Source organism: Adhaeribacter pallidiroseus, assembly GCF_003340495.1.
Taxonomy (GTDB): domain Bacteria; phylum Bacteroidota; class Bacteroidia; order Cytophagales; family Hymenobacteraceae; genus Adhaeribacter; species Adhaeribacter pallidiroseus.
Genome location: NZ_QASA01000001.1, coordinates 3,546,737 through 3,563,691, shown reverse-complemented (window position 1 = coordinate 3,563,691; position 16,955 = coordinate 3,546,737). Strand labels below are relative to the sequence as shown.

The window sequence follows — 16,955 nt, the reverse complement described above, 5'->3', positions numbered from 1 at the left end:
AACAATTGTTTAAAACAGATGAAACCAAATCATAAAGGCACGGCCCAAATTTTTAAGAATCCCGTTTTAGAGCGGCTTACCCGTACGCACATTGCATTACCCATTGCTATTTTTATGGTTATCGCCGTAGCTCTAATTTATTACGGGCTGCTCCACGGCTTTATTACCGTTCTATCGGCGGTGGCACTTTTTCTGGTGGGTTGGTTTTTGTTTACGTTCGTGGAGTACATGGCGCACCGGCACTTGTTTCACATGGATACCGATACCGAAGTAAAGAAAAACATCCAGTATACCTTTCATGGCAACCACCACGATTACCCGAAAGATAAATCGCGTTTAGCCATGCCCCCCATCGTGAGCTTGTTTCTGGCCTCGTTTTTCTTTTTTGTGTTTAAGCTTATTTTTGGTTCGGCGGTATTTGGCATTTTGTCCGGGTTTTTGTTTGGCTACGCCATTTACTTGTTCGTGCATTACGCGGTACATGCCTACGCTCCACCTAAGAATTTTTTAAAAATATTGTGGATCCACCACAGCATTCATCATTACAAGCACGACGATAAAGCTTACGGCGTTTCTTCGCCGCTGTGGGACTGGATTCTGGGAACTATGCCGCCGGAGAAGTCAAAATAACACTTACTGAGGTTTTTGGTAAGTGCCCGAAACAAAAAAGCTCCTGTAGAGGAGCTTTTTTGTTTTAACGGCTGAAATAAAGGTTGTAAACTACAAACGCGGCCCCCGGATTTTGCGGACGATCCAGAGCACAAATAATACAACTATAATAATACCGATAACGGCGGTCCACATGCCGGCTTTAAAAATATCACCAACCACTTCGCAACTAGTTATGGTAAGGGTTAGGAATATAAGCAATATCGAAAAATAGTATCTGAAACTTTTCATAGTAGTAGGTTAAGGTAAATAGTTGGATTTTTATACCCGAGTAGCTTGCCCAATTAACAAAACCAACCGGTATATAGGTGTGATACTATGATTAGCAAAAAAGGTTGGATTAATTAGCCCGGATCGCTAAAGTTTATCTGTAAGAGTCGGGCAGGCGAAGAATTTACCTGGAGCCAGACGATTTTCCGAGTACTTGGGCTGCCAGAATATTCCTGTACAAAATCAGTTGTAAGTTGGTTAATGCTATATTATTCCAGACACGAGAGCATCAGATTTAATAAGTGGCAAACTGCTCATCGGGGAAGCACCAGAGCCATTGTTCGCCGGGTTCCGCCGAAATGACGACTGGGTGGTCGGTGGCTTGGTAGTGTTTGGTGGCGTGCTGGTTAGGCGAGTCGTCGCAGCAATGCACTTTGCCGCAGGTTTGGCAAACCCGCAAATGCACCCAGCTAGAATTGGTTTTCACGCATTCTTCGCAAAAATATTTATCGGCTGGTTTTATTTCTTCCAGCGTTTGTAAGTGCGAGCAAAGTTTTCTGTTCATTTTTTTAAATTTTTGCTTGTATGGTACCGGTTAAAAGCTACCAGATGCTTGGTAATGCAATTTATTTTTTAAATTTTAGTGCGGGTTAAGGCGTTTTTTCTGATCCGGGTAGAAGTTTACACCAGATTTAGTTTTGCCATTAAAGCTTCAGAACCAGAATCGGAATAAACGCCATACGCATTTACAAGCACGCCTTTGGTGCCGTTTTTACCCGTAATGGCGTACAGAATCGAACTATCGGCAGGGTCAGTGGGCCCCTCGAAGCGGTAAAACTCAACTACTTCAAAATCTTCGGGGTATAATTTTAAATTAATTTCCGCGCATTCCAGGCAATCCTGAGCTACGTTAAAGTTTACGTTGTAGCCCCGGTTTTCCAAATCCCGCAAGGCATCTACCAGAGTATCATATTGTTTCATGAGGCTTTACTTTAACAGTTAGATTAAGGTAAGCATATTTTTAGAAAATAGGAGAGGAATAGCCACAAGAACCTACTTTTGCATCTAACTTTTGGTTCGGAAAAAGACAAAAATTTTAAAAATCTGAAAAAATGCAGCAGGGCTAAGTAAGGGTAATATCAAAATTTATTTCGCGCATGCATTTAAAATGTCCTTGTGGGCATTTGCTATAACCAATTTTAGAACAAGGCCGGCAATACAGATTGGGGCGCTCCCACACTTTAAATTCGGTTTTATAAGGGTACATACCAAACTCGGGTACCGTATTTCCCCAAATAGAAAAAATTTTCTTCTGAAAAGCCGCCGCAATATGCATTAAGCCGGTATCGTGACTGAAAACAGCCTGGGCTTGTTTTACCAGCGAAGCGGATTGATTTAAATTATACTGACCGCAGGCGTTGTAAATCGTTGTTCGTTGTTCGTTAGTTGTTGATCGATTTTTAAAATAATTGGTGATTTCTGCGGCTGCGGCTTGGTCTTCTTTGCCGCCCAGCAAAATAACAGGAGCATTTATTTGGGCACAAAGCTCAATGATACGCTCGGTGGGCAAGCGTTTGGTATAATGCTGTGCGCCAATGGCAAATGCATAATATCCATTTTGGTGCGTTACGGGTAAACTGGTTAGAGCTACTTCATCGGCTGCCGGGATAAAATAATCAAGTCCTTGACCATCGTTGGTTACTCCCAGGTGCGTTGCGGCGGCTAAGTAACGCTCTACAATGTGTATATTCGGTAACTTGTTTATTTTAAAACGCACCAGCAGCCATTTTTTAAAATTTAACTTATCGAAGCTTTTGGCCGGTACGCCTAATTTAAATTTTAAAAGGCTGGTGCGCAGGTTGCGGTGCAAATCTACAACGTAATCAAATTTTTCCGCTTGCAATTCTTTAATTAACTCGCCTAAGTTATTACGCAGGTAATGCGCCTGGTCGATGTACGGATTAGACTCGACCAGGCTGCGGAAGTTATATTTGGTGGCGTAATGAATCTGGGCGCCGGGCAATTGTTGTTTCAGGGCGCGCACCACCGGCGTAGTAAGTACAATATCACCAATGGAAGAAAAACGCAAGACTAATATTTTCGTCATTTCACTTCTGCCAGCGCTTTTATCCGGCGATCTTCAAAATAGCTCGCTACTTTCTCCTGGGGCCAAGCATTAAACGTCATTTCTTTGGTTAAACCGCCTTTGCGGGCTACCTGCACGCCGTAATGCATGTCGTGGTAACCAGCAGTACTGTGGGCATCCGGGTTAATGCTCAGCAATACTCCTTGGCTCAAGGCATATTCTACCCACCGCCAATCTAAATCCAGCCGCCAGGGGTTGGCATTTATTTCAATAATAACCTTGTAAAAAGCACAGGCATCAATAATGGTTTTATAATCGATGGGGTACCCTTCGCGCTGTAAAAGTAATCGGCCGGTGGGGTGGCCCAGAATGGTAGTAAACGGATTCTGAATAGCGCCCAATAAACGTTCCGTGGCTTTTTTCTCTTCCATTTTTAAATTACTATGGATCGAGGCGACCACAAAATCAAAAGTACTCAGTACTTCGTTGTTGTAATCCAGGGAGCCATCGGCCAGAATATCGGCCTCAATGCCTTTAAATATTTTAAACGGGGCCAGTTCGCGGTTTAAAGAATCTATTTCGCGGTGTTGTTCTTTTACTCTATGCTCCACCAAACCGTTGGCGTAAAAAGCGGCTTTGGAATGGTCGCAAATGCCCAGGTATTGGTAACCATGGTCACGGCAATAGGTGGCCATGGTGGCTAAAGTATTGGCTCCGTCGCTGTACGTAGTATGGTTATGCAGGATGCCTTGTAAATCGTCGTTGGTTACTAATACCGGCAGCCGGTTTTCGCGGGCCAATGCAATTTCCTGGGTGCCTTCGCGCATTTCGGGCTCAATGTAGGCTAAGCCGGCTTTCTCGTAAATTTCTTTTTCGGAAGTAAATGTTTGCTGATTCGCTAATTGCAGCAGACTAGCCGTTTCGTTATAGCTGGTATTCAGGTGAGCCGGAGCGCCCGTGTGTAGAAACAAGGCATTGTAGAAATTTTGGGGAGCGACTATTCTTACTTCTACGGGCACGCCAGTTTGCGATTCGAGGCCGCGCCACACGAAAGGCCCGGATTTTACCGGATCTGGTTGCAATTCCGGGCGTTGTTGCAGCACAACGGGTACTTGTAAAGGCTGATCGGTGCCTACCACAAACAGCATGGTTTCGATGATTTCCAGACGCCGCCGTACCTCGCCGGCTATGGCTACTAGCTCTGTTTTTAAGTTATTTTTTAAAAAAATTGCCAGTTCGTCGGTGTATTTCTCTACGGTAGCGTAATGTGCTTTGCCCTTGCTCGACTCGGAATAAAGCAACGCGTTTTTTATTGTTTCCTGGGTTTTGGCACCAAAACCTTTTAGGGCGGCAATCTGGTTGTTTTCGCAGGATTGCAGCAAATCTTCGGAAGTTTCTACGCCTAATTCTTTCCAGATCGCGCGTATTTTTTTCGGGCCAATGCCTTTTATTTGCAACATTTTTACTACTCCGGGTGGCGTTGCCGTTAGCAAAGCATCCAATTCCGGAAAGCTGCCCGTCTGGTTTAACTCAAAAATTTTACTCGCGATGGATTTACCAATACCTTCCAGTTGTTCCAGATCAATTACCCGTAAACCCGCCAGCGGAATTTCTAAACGTTCGAGGTTCGCTACGGCATTGCTGTAAGTGCGAATTTTGAAAGGATTTTCGTCGTGTAGTTCCAACAACGAAACCACTAAACGAAAGCTCCGGATAATATCTTTATTTTTCAAGGCTGCTTATTTTTTACAAAGATACACTTTTCTGGTACCGGCAGCGGTCAAAAAAAAGCAATTTGCCACTGCTTCATTTGCTCTGCTGGTGCTTGTCGGCGGGCACTCTTGCCGAAATAAAAGAAATAAAATTATCTTTGGCGCGGTAACTTCTATTATAAAAATTTAAAAATTCATGCAGTACTGGCTCGTAAAATCAGAACCGGAGGCTTATTCCTGGGCCGATTTAGTAAAAGATGGAAAAACCGCCTGGACGGGGGTTCGTAACTTTCAGGCGCGTAACAATTTAGCTTTAATGAAAGCTGGCGACCCGGTTTTATTTTACCACAGTGTATCGGAAAAAGCCGTAGTGGGCCTGGCTACCGTAGAACGCGAAGCTTACCCCGACCCAACTACCGACGATGCCCGCTGGCAAGCCGTAGATCTGGTACCCACCCGTGATTTTAAAGAACCGGTAACCCTGGATCAAATTAAAAAAGACCAACGCTTAGAAAATCTGGCTTTGTTGCGGCAATCGCGCTTATCGGTATTGCCTTTAAAGTCGGAGGAATACGATATTATTCTGGGTTTAGGTAATTAGATCGCTGATTTACGCAGATTGCGTTGATTTTGATCTGTAAGTAAAGTAGCTTTAAATATTTGCTGTTTAACTACTTTTAAAATTATTTTAAGTTAAATAAAACTTTTAAGTTCTTGTCTATTGCCATCTGCCACTTAGAAGGTAATGTGCCTAATTGTCTTTTTATGAGGTTTTTAGGGATAGTTACTAACCTGTGCAATTTGATAACAGATCTAACAGTAAGTCCGGTTGTTGCAAAATCTTTATCGGTTTTCTCTAAAATGAAATCTGACTGATCGAAAATATCTGGTACTTGGCTGCTTATAAAGGCAATTACAATATGATTATAAAATCCTATTTCATTTGTCAAACAGATGGCCGGTCTTACTTTTGTTCCGCTAAAATCATCAAATGGAAAAGGTACCAGAACTATTTTACCTCTAATCATTAAATGGTTGTCCGTCTGTTAAACGATAGATATCTTCTGATTCATTATGTAGAAAGTCGAAAGCGGCATTATGAGTTATGGATTTTAGCCATAAAGTATCTTCTTCCTCTTCTGGTAGGAAAATAATTACTTTTACTTTTTTTTCTTTAACTTTTAGAGGGTCATCTAATCGTAAAATTCCCATATTATCAATCCTGCCGGTAACTTCAATTTTTTGCATGTGGTGGTTTATTTTAGTGAATATACGAAATCTTCAATAAAAAATTTAGTTTACTTTACGAGTTAGATTTGGCTTTTTTAAATAATTTTTCAAACTATTCTGCATCCTTTGCATAACTGCCGTATAAGTTATACATTAAATATTGTTTGTTGTTTCTCGTCTCACTAAGTCCAGGTAATAGGGTTTTAATGTTGCAAGCTAGGTGGTTTTTACTAGTCGTTTTTTTAATTTTTCAGTCGTCCATTGCTTATAGTCAAGAGCCGGTTCAGCCGAACCGCGTGGAATTTGAAGCTACTATCTCGGATTCTCACTTCGAAGTATTTCCGCTGCAAGACAGTACTTTATTTGTGTACGCCCACGATTACTCGGGTATAAGCTCCCGCGAAAAATTTGTTTTTTCCCGCTTCGATCAGAATTTAAATAAAATCTGGTCCGGCCAAATACCTATTCAGGACGATTACTCTTTGCAGCATATTTACGCCGACCAAAATTACATTTACCTGCTATTCCTAACGTACCGGCCCTGGGAGTTTGTTTTTTTAAAAATTAACAATTTAAACGCGTCTTACTCCGAAGTTACCTACGATTTGCGCGAATACGATTTACCCGCTGATTTAAAAATAGACCGGTTTAAAGTGCTGGATAACAATGCTTATTTTATAGCCTATGACTTGCGTCATTTAATCGTATTAAATCTGGATTTACAAAACGACCAGATTCGGACCATCCCGGCGCTGTACGATAAACCAGATGCCCTGGCCACTTTTAACGCCGACACCGCCACGCAACGCGCCGAGTTTGTGCTCTCAGAATCGAATGGCAAGATTGGCCGATTGCAGGTAAAACGGTTTTCGCCGGAAGGCAACCTGCACAGCATTAAAATTTTGCAATCTAAACTCAACCGCAGTTTAATCACCGGTCAGTTAAGTCCCGGCGACAGCATTGCCAAAACCTTAGTGGGTACTTATTCCTTGCGCGACATGCGCTACGCGCAGGGCATTTTTACCAGCCAGTTGTTTAACGACCAAAACGATATTATTTACTACGATTTTAAAAGTTTCCGGCATTTCTTCGATTACATGCGTAAAGGCCGGCGCGAGCGGCTTTACCGCAAAGCCGCTCGTTTTAAAGCCAAGGATAAAGAATTCCGGCTGCGCTACCGTATTTTGTTGCACGACATTATTTATTACGAAAAAGGCATGTTGCTGGTGGCCGAAGCGTATTACCCGCAATACAGCAGTTCCAGTACGTATAGTTACGGCTTAACGCCTTTGGCCCGGGTGTTCGATGGCTACCGCTATACCCACACCATTGCCTGTGCCTTTGATAAAGAAGGTAAATTAGTTTGGGATAACAGTTTTACCCTACGGGATGCCATGCAGGAAAACCTGGTAGAAAATACCCAGCTGATCCGGAGTGGCGATAAAATTATCATGGCTTACAGCGACGAAAAAAACATCCGCTACAAAATTATTCAGCAAGACAGCGTTACCCAAGATAACAGCAAAGTTGCCGTACTGGCCAACGACCCGAGCGAAAAAGTAACCGAAGCGGAAAAAACCGGCTTGTTATCGTGGTACAACAATGTTTTTATTGCTTACGGTTACCAGCGTGTGCGGCCAGCCAAAGGCCCGGCTCGCAATGTGTTTTATTTAAATAAAGTGGTGTTTAAGTAGTCTTTTAATCTATAGTTGTTGTAAATAAGTGTTGCTGTAAATAAATAAGCAAACCATAATCAATTTAAATCTATGAACACTATATTAAAAAGAATAACGATTGACGACGAGTTATGCAATGGGAGACCTACCATCAGAGGTTTACGAATTACAGTCCAGACGATACTCGAATTTTTATTGACAGGAACGAGTGAAGAAGAAATATTGCATCAATATCCGGTATTGGAAAAAGAAGATTTAGAAGCATGTAAGCAGTTCGCAATTCAATTAATGGAGCGGAAATATACCCTCCGGGAAATGGCGGCGTAATTATGCCTAAATATTTAATTGATGTTAATTTGCCCTATTATTTTAGCTTGTGAATACGGCAGACTACATTCATCAAATAGACATAGACCCAAAAGCAAAAGATAAAAATATTTGGAATTATGCTCGGGGGCAAAACCTGATCATTATCACTAAAGATAGTGACTTCTCCAACAGAGTACTTCTTTCGATACCGCCGCCCAAGGTTATTCATGTTCGGATTGGTAACAAAAGTATGAAGGAGTTTTATCGGATAGTAGACAAATGCTGGCAAGAGGTTTTACACTTAATTGAGAATCATAAATTAGTTACCATTTACGAAAATCAAATTGAAGGAGTGAATTGAACACTTTTCCAAAAAGCAATTAACAAGTATTTAAACCTTTTCTCGTTTAACTGATAATCCCAGATTACAGTTCGTGATTAGTGGTTGATGGCTGGTGGTAATAGTTTACAAACTATAGCAGCGGGATTAAATTAAATGGTTAAAATTTTTGCTTTTATAAGTATTCCTAATTAGTTCCTCCCAATACCTTTTTACAAATAAGCTAAACTGTGAACCATGGGCCATTGATTATGGACTAACAAAAATTCTATAGATCATCGACTATGGGCTATCGACTAATTACCTATCTTTGTCCGATATCTCTGGTCGAAAATGCAGAAAAGATTAATCGTTAGTAGTCAGTTGCTCGAAATGATGTTGGAACGCCTGGCGCAGCAACTGATCGAAAATCACCATGATTTTTCGAATTCGGTTATCCTGGGTTTACAGCCCCGCGGTGTATTTGTGGCCGAACGCCTCCAGAGAACCCTGCAAAGAATTATTGGCAAGCCCATCCGCACAGGTCGCCTGGATATTACTTTTCACCGCGATGATTTCCGCCGCCGCGAAAGCCCGCTTACCGCTAATGCCACCCAAATTGATTTTATCATTGAAAACCAGCAGGTAATTCTGGTGGACGATGTATTATATACCGGCCGCTCCGTACGCGCCGCCCTGGACGCCATGATTGCCTACGGCCGGCCGCAGAAAGTAGAATTACTGGTTTTAATTGACCGGCGTTATAGCCGCGATTTACCCATTGAAGCCACCTACGTGGGGCAGTCCGTAAATTCGTTATCGTCGCAGCGGGTACTGGTAGAATGGCGTACGGCCGAAAGCACCGAAGATAACATTTGGCTCATTACCAAAACCGAAGAAAAGTAATCCATGCAAGCACTCAGCGTTAGGCATCTTTTAGGAATTAAAGACATTACACCCGCCGATATTCAGTTAATTTTTGAAACGGCCGATAATTTTAAAGAAGTTCTGAACCGCCCGATTAAAAAAGTACCTTCGCTGCGCGACATTACCATTGCCAACGTTTTTTTTGAAAATTCTACCCGCACCCGGCTATCGTTTGAGCTAGCCCAAAAACGCTTATCTGCCGATATTGTCAATTTTTCGGCGAGCGGCAGTTCCGTAAAAAAAGGCGAAACCTTGCTGGATACCGTCAATAACATTCTGGCCATGAAAGTAGATATGATCGTGATGCGTCACGCCAGCGCCGGGGCACCGCACTTTTTATCGAAACACATAAAAGCCAACATTGTAAATGCCGGCGACGGTACCCACGAGCATCCTACCCAAGCTTTATTGGATGCTTTTTCCATCCGGGAGCGTTTAGGCGAGGTGGCCGGAAAAAAAGTAGCCATTATCGGCGATATCTTGCATTCGCGGGTAGCGCTATCCAATATTTTTGCTTTACAAAAGCTGGGCGCCGAAGTTATGGTGTGCGGCCCGGTAACTTTATTGCCCCGGTACATTAGCGCTTTAGGTGTAAAAGTAGAGCTAAACGTGCGCAAGGCCCTGGAGTGGTGCGATGTGGCCAACGTATTGCGCATTCAGCTAGAGCGGCAGCAGATGAAGTATTTTCCTTCGTTGCGCGAATACACATTGTACTACGGCATCAACAAAAAGCTGCTGGATAGCCTGGATAAAGAAATCGTGATTATGCACCCGGGTCCCATAAACCGGGGTGTAGAGCTCAGCAGCGATGCCGCTGATTCCAAGCAAGCTATCATTCTAAACCAAGTAGAAAATGGCGTAGCTATCCGCATGGCCGTTTTGTATTTATTAGCCTCCCAGGTGTAAGTAAAAGGTTAATCTATATTTAAAACTAAAATATTTAGTAAAATAATAAACATAATGTAGAATATGCTAGTATATTTAGCAAATAAAAAACTCTATTTGCTAAATCCTTATGCAGATACTTGCTACTTATTCTCCAACTAGTCTCACCAACTCGGTAGCGGTGCAACTTTACGAACACCAGGTACCCGCTGGTTTTCCTTCGCCAGCTGCTGATTTTACCGAACGTACTTTAGATTTAAACGAGTTTATTGTAAAACGCCCTTCCGCTACTTTTTTTGTAGAAGTGAGCGGCGATTCCATGCAAAATGCCGGCATTTATAACAAGGATATAATTGTGGTAGATAAGTCGTTGCGAGCGGTACACGGTAATATTGTGCTGGCCCTGGTACAAGGGGAGTTTACTGTAAAACGGCTGCATTATGTGGGTGAAAGACTATTCTTACGACCAGAAAATGAGAAATACCAACTTCTGGAAATAACTTCTGAAATGGATTTTGTGGTGTGGGGAGTAGTGATTCATGTATTACATAAACTATACGGTCATGATCGCGCTGATTGATTGCAATAACTTTTTTGTATCGTGCGAGCGGGTGTTTGAACCCTGGCTGAATGGTAAACCCGTAGTAGTGTTATCCAATAACGATGGCTGCATTATTTCCCGATCGCAGGAAGCAAAAGATTTAGGCATTAAAATGGGCGAACCTTTATTTCAGGCGAAGCCGCTCATCGAGCGCGAAGGAATCCGGGTATTCTCGTCGAATTTTATGCTGTACGGCGATATGTCGCGGCGCGTGATGCAAATTTTAAAAATGTTTGGCGAGGTAGAAGTTTACTCCATCGACGAAGCTTTTGTTAATCTGGACCATATTCCGGCCGCAAAGCTGGAAGAACAAGCTAGAACCATTCGGGAAACTATTGGGCAGTATTTAAACTTGCCCGTATGTGTTGGGGTGGCTCCCACTAAAACGTTGGCAAAGGTAGCCAACCACTTGGCGAAAAAAAACGCTGCTTATAACGGAGTAGCTTTACTCGATACGCCGGAGAAACAAGCCGCTACCCGCCGGCATTTAGCCGTAGAGAATATCTGGGGCATAGGTCGCCGCTACGCTATAAAATTGCATCAACACCAGGTATATACCGCCGCTGATTTAGTAGACCGCAGCGCCGCTTGGGTATACAAGCACTTGGGTGGGGTCGTAGGCGTACGGCTCCGGCAAGAATTATTAGGTAATCCGTGCCAGGAACTGGATATAACCGAAGACATCACGCGCAAGAATATTGCCTGTACCCGTTCGTTTTCGCGCTACATTACCACCCTGGACGAACTCCAGGAAGCTGTGGCTACTTACACCACCCGCGCGGCCGAAAAGCTCCGTGGGCAATGCAGCGCGGCCAAAGCCATTAGTGTTTTTATCCGGACCAATAAATTTTCGGTGCAGGCACCGCAGTATCACCGAGCCACCACTATTTGCTTGCCCGTTGCCTCCGCCGATACGGGTGAATTAATCCGGTACGCTTGGCAAGGGTTGCGGCAGATATTCCAAAATGGATACTCATACAAAAAAGCCGGCGTTATTTTATCGGAATTTACGCCGGAAAATCAGGTACAAACTAATTTGTTCGATACCACCGACCGGGATAAAAGTAAGAAGCTGATGGCTGCCCTGGACAAATTAAATTTAAAAATGGGCAAGAACGAGTGGGCCGAGAATATGATTAGTTACGCCGCGGGAGGCATTGAGAAAAACTGGAAAATGACTCTTTCTCAAAAAAGTCCGCGCTATTCTACGCATTGGAAAGAAATTTTAAAAGTTAAAATTTGAGTAATAGAGAGCGTGCTAACCTTAAAATAAGGTAACTTCCGCAATAAAAATTTAAAAATTCAGGTTTGTAACAAACATTACAGGTAAAATCAAACCCGAAAACTAAACCCGGAGCTTGGTTATGTTTTGCCTTACTAGCAAATAGGCGTTATTTTTTCTGATGTGCTTTAACTAGCTCCCGGATGGTCGTTTCGCCAACCAGAACATCCTTTATAACCGCCCTACCGTTTTTTATACTTACCAGCGCATAGGCTGTTTGGGTCGTGTCGTTCTGCGCTTGGCGGTATAACTGCTCGGCATCGGCCGCCTTTGATTCTTCCAGGTAATAGCGGTCGAACGGAAAATCAATAATCACCTGGTTGGGTTCATCTTCCGTTACATAACTCACCGTGGCCTTAAAGTAATCCGCGTTGGTAGCCGGCTCTTTTTTAGAAATCGCTTTTATTTTAGCAAAACCGGCCGAATCGGTTATCACCGAAACATAAGCAAATTCTCCGGGGAGCCAGTTTTCATTTTTTGGAATCTTAATACGGTTTTCGGCGAAACTGAGCGTAATATATTTTCCCTGGAAAGGATCACTCGGATCAATTGGGGCCGTTTTAAATTTATACTCTTTGCCGGTACGCCAAACTTTTTCCTGGTTCAAGATCATGCTGGCCGGAACATATACCTGAGCCAGAGCCACCAGCAGAAAGGTAAAAAGGGCGATTTTTTTAGTATTCATGCGTCTTTCTTTTCTGAAGCAGCCAATAATTTGCCATAAAAAATCCCAAACCCACCAAAACAAACAAAATGCCTCTGATAACAAAGCTGAGATCGGTATCGAAAAACCGGCAAACTACCAAAGCGGTAATCAACAACAAACCCAGGTTAAGTAGCCCTAAATGGTTTTGCCGGACTCCGGATTTAACGGTTAACACGCCGATTAATAAAATATAGACATTGATCAACACCACTGCAGCCGGGGAAAAATGCCCCAAAACGAACAGGAATATGAAAAACAGAAACCCCGGTGCAAGGGGTTGGATGCGGCTCAGCGGTTTATTTTTAAAAGAAAAGTAAAGAAGCCCGGTTGCTACTAAAGAAGTAATAACCGAGGCATAGAATTCCGGTGCTTTTGCCAATTGATTAAAAGGAAAGGGCCGACTTTGTAAATCATCCCAAAGCCAGTTAAAACTTAAGACGAGTAATAATGCCATAGTACCAAGGGTACCTATTACTTTATAACCATTGTTTCGTAGTTTATGCGGCGCTAAAAATTTTAAATCTCCGAACATATAAAAAGAGCTGAAAAGGCCGAAATAAGCAATAAATAATAATTCATCGGCTTTTTGCGCTACTGTTCCCAAAGCAATCGTTAAAGAAACCGGAGCCAGCCAATGATGGAAAGTCGTAAAATTGCTGTTGGGTTTTAGTTGGTATAATTGGTAGTAGTGGGGCAGAACGCCAATCAGTAGCAACCAATATAAATAAGGAACTGTAAAGTTGGACCAATAACCGATTTGTGTGGCATAATACGTACTCCCGCTGATGTAAAGTAAAGAAGTAATGGAAGACTTTAAAATATAAACCAAAGGGAGACAAAGCAACATCCAGGTGAATAAGAAAGTACCGCTACCACCCGGAATATTATAAATCTGACTGACCAGCGCGATGCTGGCACCTACGGCAAAAAACAAAAAGGCGGATCCACTTTCTCGCCAAGCCCTACTATCCTGTTTTTTGATTAGTACATAAGCGCAAATTCCTTGGCCAATCAGTAGGGGTAAGAAGGAGAGAATTGTTTTGGTAGACCGCGAAAGCTCATCCCAATTATGCGCCATGATAAGAATGATCCCGAGCCCGATTAATAAAGCGCCTAAAATACCGAAAACAATAAAAAGCGGGTTGGTAGAGGTAGATGAACGGCTTTTGCTTTTATAATAATCCCGGATCTTATCGGCAGTATCGGGGGTAATAACCTCGGCTTGCAGGAGTTCGGGCAGGTCTTTGAGGATGCGCATGTTTTTTTTAATTTTTATCATACAACTGGCTCAACGCCAGTGATATAATAATTTGCTATGTGGAGAAACTACTTTGCCAACTCTCCGCATACCAAAGTGAAGGAAGTTAAGTTAAATCTTAAAACAAAATCAAACAGGTATAACTAGTCTTGGCTGCTCTCTGTTTTAAGGATACTCTCCAACATAGTTTTATTTTTTAAAAGATGGTCCTGTGCTATCTCCCAAAGAATTATATGGTCTATTTTGTGATAATCATGAACAGCAAAATTCCGCAAGCCATACATTTGTTTCCAAGGAACTTCCGGGTATTTGGCTCTGATCTCTAAAGGTATCTTGTTTGCTGCTTCTCCAATAATCTCATAATTCCTAGTTACCGCATCTATTACCAAATCATTATTTAAAAAATCATTTACGCTGGAGATTGTTCCAATGTATTTCAAAATCTTGTCTATAGATTCGATCATGTCTTCCATATATTCTCGAAAACTCCGTTCTTCTTTTTTCATAAGTATTTCACTTGGCTCAGAATATTTTCCTTCCACTGCTTTCTCAGAGAGTTTTCGGTAACTAGGTCCACCTTTCTGCCAAGCACCGATTCTAAGTAATCTTTTAAATCAAAAAACTTCCAGCCAATGCCTCTTTTACACGCCACCAGAATATCCACATCCGAATCTTCCCGGTAATCGCCTCTGGCAAAAGATCCAAAATAACCAATTTGGTCGATCAAATATTCCTTTTGAAGAAAAGGTTTAATGTCTTTAATCTTTTGTTCTATTTCTTCGGAGGAGAGCATGGGTTAGTTTGGGGGCTTTTAAGTAATATTTTAAGTTTAGCAGGCATTCCTAATTACCAGTTACACCAACCTGGAGATTGACTGTCCTAAAATGCGTAGAGCCTGCTTACACAAATGCTAAGCAAAATTGTATAAAACTAATTAGAAACTTCTTACATAAACTTAACCTATAAAACATTTCTTTAATTCATTACTCCTATTTCCTCAAATCATTAATTCTTTTCTCTATTCCGTTCTCGTCAGTAAATTTCCAAAATGTCCATCCATTTTCTGTGGCAGTATCGCTTGCGCCATTTTCAATCTTTACCGCAATTGCTGCTGCACTCGGGCTTGCGTATAATTTACCTTTAAAAAATACTTTTGCTGTTGCTGGATTAAATGTTGCTTCTGCCTTTTTACCTTTATAAGTACTATAAACATTTATATTAACTGCTTCATCATACTTTATTTCTTCATAAAATTCATCTTTAATCAAATCTCTTGTGTCAATTAGCCTCTTTTTAATAATTTCAAAGATGGAGTTCGCTCTTAATTCTATAAAGAAACTAAATTCATTATCATACTCACCATTTAACAGATCTGTTGTTATTAAATGATTATCTAAGGATTTCTCTATATTTTTATTTAAATCTTTAATTTCGTTGAGATATTTGGAAGGCGCTTGGTCGCTAATTTTAATGTTTTGAATTTTTGGCATTAAAGTCCTGTTAGCTACGCAATCAATTAAATCTTTTTCATTTTCAGTAGTTAATAATTGATTTAAATAGTTCTTTGGATAAATATGATGATCTTCTAATGAGGAATTTAATGAAAGTTTAGCATCATTATTCCAATTTATTAAGCCAGATTTTTCGTAATTAATTAGATTTAATATACCCTTATAAACAGCATTTGCCTTCTTGTCAAACGAGTAAATGTCATCTGTAGAAAGCGTTTGAATTTTGGATAACCTATTAAAATAACTTGAAGAATTTATCTTTTTCTCTCTAGCTATTTGAATCAATATATTTGAATCTTCAATAATTCTTTCATTTGATGAACCTGAATACCTAAGTGAGAAGATAGAATTCCAATACCAGTATTCTATAAACTTTTTTTGATTAAGATTCATTCTATGGAAATCACCACCCACCTCTTGTAAAAAATTCATTAAAGGAATTATCATATTATCATATGGCATCCATTCTTGGGATATTATAAAATTATTCTGATATAGAAAATCTAAAGTAACTTTATATAATTTGCAAGCACTATCCCACCATCTTTTAAAATCGTCAGCATTCAATGAAGTTAAAATATAATTTCGATCAATCTCCTTTGGAGAACTCTTTATAAATGCAATTGAACGGACTATTATCTCAGGAATTAAATATATGTTTGGATTTTGAATCTCAAATTCTTTAATCTTTTCTTTAAGATTGAAATTTCCAGTATAAAGCTTTGCTGCTAGAATATCAATAAAATTTAACTGTACACCTCTTGTATTACTTCTTTCAAAAAAGACAACAAACTTTTCCAGATTCATGTCAAGAAGATAATAAGAAAGTAGTTTTTCTGATTTAAATAGATCTGCAATCTTTTTTCTTAAGTTACGGAACTTCTTAAATTCAGCTTTTCTGTCAAATTCTTCATCACTTGAATACATCTTATAATAAGCGGTAGTATAAAAGAACTTATCTCGAATTTCATCTTCATCATAGTCATTTTGTTCAATATCCCAAACATCTGAAAGCCTAATTGAAAGCCTCTCAGGATCTTGCTCACCAGATATCTCTTCAAGTAATTCTTCAAGCTTTGCATTTTCAAAGCTGCCTGCCTCTATTTCATCCTCATTTTTTGAGATGAACCAAACTTCATCGGTTCCCTTTAAGGCTCTATAAATTGAAGTGGTCCTCTGTTGTCCATCAAGTATTAATCTAAAATTTCCACCAACTTTATTTATATCTTCAATTTCTTTTTTAGTTATAGTCTTAACTACAAGGGAAGGCCTTCTCCTGCCTTTTGCAATTTTTTTCCTATTATCAATTTCTCGGATAGCTATGTCAAAGGAAGGGATGCCAAAAATTATAGCACCAATGAAAATATCTTTTATAAGTGAGTCAAACAAGTCGTAAGTTTTAGATATTTCCCAAACAAAGTCCCTTTGAAATTCGGGTAAATAGACTTTTTTTTCATCAATGTCAACTATGAGGTCTTTTATTGACTGAGTTTGTTCCATTTTTTAAATAATTTTTAAATATCCTAATAGAAGAACTAATGTCTTGTTGTTTTTAACACTTAACTGTGTGTTTT

Annotated in this window: 21 protein-coding genes; 9 read left to right on the top strand and 12 right to left on the bottom strand. The window is 40.7% G+C overall.

Annotated features, from left to right (window positions below):
* Window positions 1-18: 18 nt before the first annotated feature.
* The gene (locus tag AHMF7616_RS14175) at window positions 19-630 is read left to right on the top strand and encodes a sterol desaturase family protein (RefSeq protein ID WP_115373485.1); all 612 of its coding nucleotides are present in this window, start codon (window positions 19-21) and stop codon (window positions 628-630) included.
* Window positions 631-720: 90 nt separating this feature from the next.
* Here AHMF7616_RS14175 and AHMF7616_RS14170 read toward each other — a convergent pair whose 3' ends face one another.
* The 5 genes from AHMF7616_RS14170 to polX all read right to left on the bottom strand — a co-directional run bounded on the left by AHMF7616_RS14170 (window position 721) and on the right by polX (window position 4,698).
* The gene (locus AHMF7616_RS14170; RefSeq protein WP_115373484.1) at window positions 721-900 is read right to left on the bottom strand and encodes a hypothetical protein; all 180 of its coding nucleotides are present in this window, start codon (window positions 898-900) and stop codon (window positions 721-723) included.
* A 274-nt stretch (window positions 901-1,174) separates the two neighbouring features.
* Entirely contained in the window at window positions 1,175-1,444 is a 270-nt protein-coding gene (locus AHMF7616_RS14165) for a UBP-type zinc finger domain-containing protein (RefSeq protein ID WP_115373483.1), read from the bottom strand.
* Between the two features lie 116 nt (window positions 1,445-1,560).
* On the bottom strand, window positions 1,561-1,860 hold the full coding sequence (locus AHMF7616_RS14160) for a phosphoribosylpyrophosphate synthetase (RefSeq protein WP_115373482.1): 300 nt from the start codon (window positions 1,858-1,860) through the stop codon (window positions 1,561-1,563).
* 142 nt (window positions 1,861-2,002) lie between these two features.
* Window positions 2,003-2,986: a glycosyltransferase family 9 protein gene (locus tag AHMF7616_RS14155; RefSeq protein WP_115373481.1), complete on the bottom strand. Its 984-nt coding sequence runs from the start codon at window positions 2,984-2,986 to the stop codon at window positions 2,003-2,005.
* Window positions 2,983-4,698: a DNA polymerase/3'-5' exonuclease PolX gene (polX, locus tag AHMF7616_RS14150; protein ID WP_115373480.1), complete on the bottom strand. Its 1,716-nt coding sequence runs from the start codon at window positions 4,696-4,698 to the stop codon at window positions 2,983-2,985. The genes AHMF7616_RS14155 and polX overlap by 4 nt, the downstream gene beginning before the upstream one ends.
* A 175-nt stretch (window positions 4,699-4,873) precedes the next feature.
* On the opposite strand from polX, the gene AHMF7616_RS14145 reads away from it, so the two are divergent.
* Window positions 4,874-5,278: an EVE domain-containing protein gene (locus AHMF7616_RS14145; protein WP_115373479.1), complete on the top strand. Its 405-nt coding sequence runs from the start codon at window positions 4,874-4,876 to the stop codon at window positions 5,276-5,278.
* Between the two features lie 82 nt (window positions 5,279-5,360).
* Here the strand turns inward: AHMF7616_RS14145 and AHMF7616_RS14140 are convergent, their stop codons facing one another.
* Entirely contained in the window at window positions 5,361-5,705 is a 345-nt protein-coding gene (locus AHMF7616_RS14140) for a type II toxin-antitoxin system PemK/MazF family toxin (RefSeq protein WP_233507558.1), read from the bottom strand.
* A complete protein-coding gene (locus AHMF7616_RS14135; RefSeq protein ID WP_115373478.1) occupies window positions 5,698-5,925 on the bottom strand; it encodes a hypothetical protein in 228 nt (75 codons plus the stop codon). Before AHMF7616_RS14135 ends, AHMF7616_RS14140 begins: the two co-directional genes overlap by 8 nt.
* Before the next feature lie 188 nt (window positions 5,926-6,113).
* Between AHMF7616_RS14135 and AHMF7616_RS14130 the strand changes: the two genes are divergently transcribed.
* From AHMF7616_RS14130 to AHMF7616_RS14100, 7 genes are all read left to right on the top strand, one after another.
* A complete protein-coding gene (locus AHMF7616_RS14130) occupies window positions 6,114-7,601 on the top strand; it encodes a hypothetical protein (RefSeq protein WP_147275686.1) in 1,488 nt (495 codons plus the stop codon).
* Between the two features lie 72 nt (window positions 7,602-7,673).
* Complete coding sequence (locus AHMF7616_RS14125; RefSeq protein WP_115373476.1) at window positions 7,674-7,910, top strand: DUF433 domain-containing protein; 237 nt, start codon at window positions 7,674-7,676, stop codon at window positions 7,908-7,910.
* Window positions 7,911-7,959: 49 nt separating this feature from the next.
* Window positions 7,960-8,253 carry a DUF5615 family PIN-like protein gene (locus tag AHMF7616_RS14120; protein ID WP_233507555.1) on the top strand — a complete coding sequence of 98 codons (294 nt, stop codon included), beginning with the start codon at window positions 7,960-7,962 and terminating at the stop codon, window positions 8,251-8,253.
* Window positions 8,254-8,565: 312 nt separating this feature from the next.
* Window positions 8,566-9,117, top strand: coding sequence for a bifunctional pyr operon transcriptional regulator/uracil phosphoribosyltransferase PyrR (pyrR, locus tag AHMF7616_RS14115; protein WP_115373475.1), 552 nt, complete (start codon window positions 8,566-8,568; stop codon window positions 9,115-9,117).
* 3 nt (window positions 9,118-9,120) lie between these two features.
* The gene (locus AHMF7616_RS14110) at window positions 9,121-10,044 is read left to right on the top strand and encodes an aspartate carbamoyltransferase catalytic subunit (protein ID WP_115373474.1); all 924 of its coding nucleotides are present in this window, start codon (window positions 9,121-9,123) and stop codon (window positions 10,042-10,044) included.
* A gap of 109 nt (window positions 10,045-10,153) precedes the next feature.
* The gene (locus AHMF7616_RS14105) at window positions 10,154-10,603 is read left to right on the top strand and encodes a LexA family protein (protein WP_199474234.1); all 450 of its coding nucleotides are present in this window, start codon (window positions 10,154-10,156) and stop codon (window positions 10,601-10,603) included.
* Entirely contained in the window at window positions 10,587-11,867 is a 1,281-nt protein-coding gene (locus AHMF7616_RS14100) for a Y-family DNA polymerase (protein ID WP_115373472.1), read from the top strand. Before AHMF7616_RS14105 ends, AHMF7616_RS14100 begins: the two co-directional genes overlap by 17 nt.
* Before the next feature lie 148 nt (window positions 11,868-12,015).
* Here the strand turns inward: AHMF7616_RS14100 and AHMF7616_RS14095 are convergent, their stop codons facing one another.
* The 5 genes from AHMF7616_RS14095 to AHMF7616_RS14075 form a co-directional block, all read right to left on the bottom strand.
* Window positions 12,016-12,591, bottom strand: coding sequence for a GDYXXLXY domain-containing protein (locus AHMF7616_RS14095; RefSeq protein ID WP_115373471.1), 576 nt, complete (start codon window positions 12,589-12,591; stop codon window positions 12,016-12,018).
* On the bottom strand, window positions 12,581-13,870 hold the full coding sequence (locus AHMF7616_RS14090) for a DUF2157 domain-containing protein (RefSeq protein ID WP_158546171.1): 1,290 nt from the start codon (window positions 13,868-13,870) through the stop codon (window positions 12,581-12,583). The genes AHMF7616_RS14095 and AHMF7616_RS14090 overlap by 11 nt, the downstream gene beginning before the upstream one ends.
* Window positions 13,871-14,013: 143 nt before the next feature.
* Window positions 14,014-14,376 (bottom strand): HepT-like ribonuclease domain-containing protein, encoded by a 363-nt coding sequence (locus AHMF7616_RS14085; RefSeq protein WP_115373469.1) that lies wholly within the window; start codon window positions 14,374-14,376, stop codon window positions 14,014-14,016.
* Window positions 14,373-14,663, bottom strand: a complete 291-nt coding sequence (locus tag AHMF7616_RS14080) for a nucleotidyltransferase family protein (protein ID WP_115373468.1) — start codon at window positions 14,661-14,663, stop codon at window positions 14,373-14,375. Before AHMF7616_RS14080 ends, AHMF7616_RS14085 begins: the two co-directional genes overlap by 4 nt.
* 196 nt (window positions 14,664-14,859) lie before the next feature.
* A complete protein-coding gene (locus AHMF7616_RS14075) occupies window positions 14,860-16,881 on the bottom strand; it encodes a GmrSD restriction endonuclease domain-containing protein (protein WP_199474230.1) in 2,022 nt (673 codons plus the stop codon).
* Window positions 16,882-16,955: the final 74 nt, after the last annotated feature.

What these genes read in the sequence shown, in the direction of transcription:
- AHMF7616_RS14130 (WP_147275686.1), top strand. Translation starts at nt 6,114, where the DNA reads ATGTTGCAAGCTAGGTGGTTTTTACTAGTCGTTTTTTTAATTTTTCAG.
- AHMF7616_RS14160 (WP_115373482.1), bottom strand. Translation starts at nt 1,860, where the DNA reads ATGAAACAATATGATACTCTGGTAGATGCCTTGCGGGATTTGGAAAAC.
- pyrR (WP_115373475.1), top strand. Translation starts at nt 8,566, where the DNA reads ATGCAGAAAAGATTAATCGTTAGTAGTCAGTTGCTCGAAATGATGTTG.
- AHMF7616_RS14165 (WP_115373483.1), bottom strand. Translation starts at nt 1,444, where the DNA reads ATGAACAGAAAACTTTGCTCGCACTTACAAACGCTGGAAGAAATAAAA.
- AHMF7616_RS14085 (WP_115373469.1), bottom strand. Translation starts at nt 14,376, where the DNA reads ATGAAAAAAGAAGAACGGAGTTTTCGAGAATATATGGAAGACATGATC.
- AHMF7616_RS14110 (WP_115373474.1), top strand. Translation starts at nt 9,121, where the DNA reads ATGCAAGCACTCAGCGTTAGGCATCTTTTAGGAATTAAAGACATTACA.
- AHMF7616_RS14075 (WP_199474230.1), bottom strand. Translation starts at nt 16,881, where the DNA reads ATGGAACAAACTCAGTCAATAAAAGACCTCATAGTTGACATTGATGAA.
- AHMF7616_RS14140 (WP_233507558.1), bottom strand. Translation starts at nt 5,705, where the DNA reads ATGATTAGAGGTAAAATAGTTCTGGTACCTTTTCCATTTGATGATTTT.
- AHMF7616_RS14170 (WP_115373484.1), bottom strand. Translation starts at nt 900, where the DNA reads ATGAAAAGTTTCAGATACTATTTTTCGATATTGCTTATATTCCTAACC.
- AHMF7616_RS14100 (WP_115373472.1), top strand. Translation starts at nt 10,587, where the DNA reads ATGATCGCGCTGATTGATTGCAATAACTTTTTTGTATCGTGCGAGCGG.
- AHMF7616_RS14145 (WP_115373479.1), top strand. Translation starts at nt 4,874, where the DNA reads ATGCAGTACTGGCTCGTAAAATCAGAACCGGAGGCTTATTCCTGGGCC.
- AHMF7616_RS14155 (WP_115373481.1), bottom strand. Translation starts at nt 2,986, where the DNA reads ATGACGAAAATATTAGTCTTGCGTTTTTCTTCCATTGGTGATATTGTA.
- AHMF7616_RS14105 (WP_199474234.1), top strand. Translation starts at nt 10,154, where the DNA reads ATGCAGATACTTGCTACTTATTCTCCAACTAGTCTCACCAACTCGGTA.
- AHMF7616_RS14095 (WP_115373471.1), bottom strand. Translation starts at nt 12,591, where the DNA reads ATGAATACTAAAAAAATCGCCCTTTTTACCTTTCTGCTGGTGGCTCTG.
- AHMF7616_RS14135 (WP_115373478.1), bottom strand. Translation starts at nt 5,925, where the DNA reads ATGCAAAAAATTGAAGTTACCGGCAGGATTGATAATATGGGAATTTTA.
- AHMF7616_RS14080 (WP_115373468.1), bottom strand. Translation starts at nt 14,663, where the DNA reads ATGCTCTCCTCCGAAGAAATAGAACAAAAGATTAAAGACATTAAACCT.
- AHMF7616_RS14125 (WP_115373476.1), top strand. Translation starts at nt 7,674, where the DNA reads ATGAACACTATATTAAAAAGAATAACGATTGACGACGAGTTATGCAAT.
- AHMF7616_RS14175 (WP_115373485.1), top strand. Translation starts at nt 19, where the DNA reads ATGAAACCAAATCATAAAGGCACGGCCCAAATTTTTAAGAATCCCGTT.
- AHMF7616_RS14090 (WP_158546171.1), bottom strand. Translation starts at nt 13,870, where the DNA reads ATGCGCATCCTCAAAGACCTGCCCGAACTCCTGCAAGCCGAGGTTATT.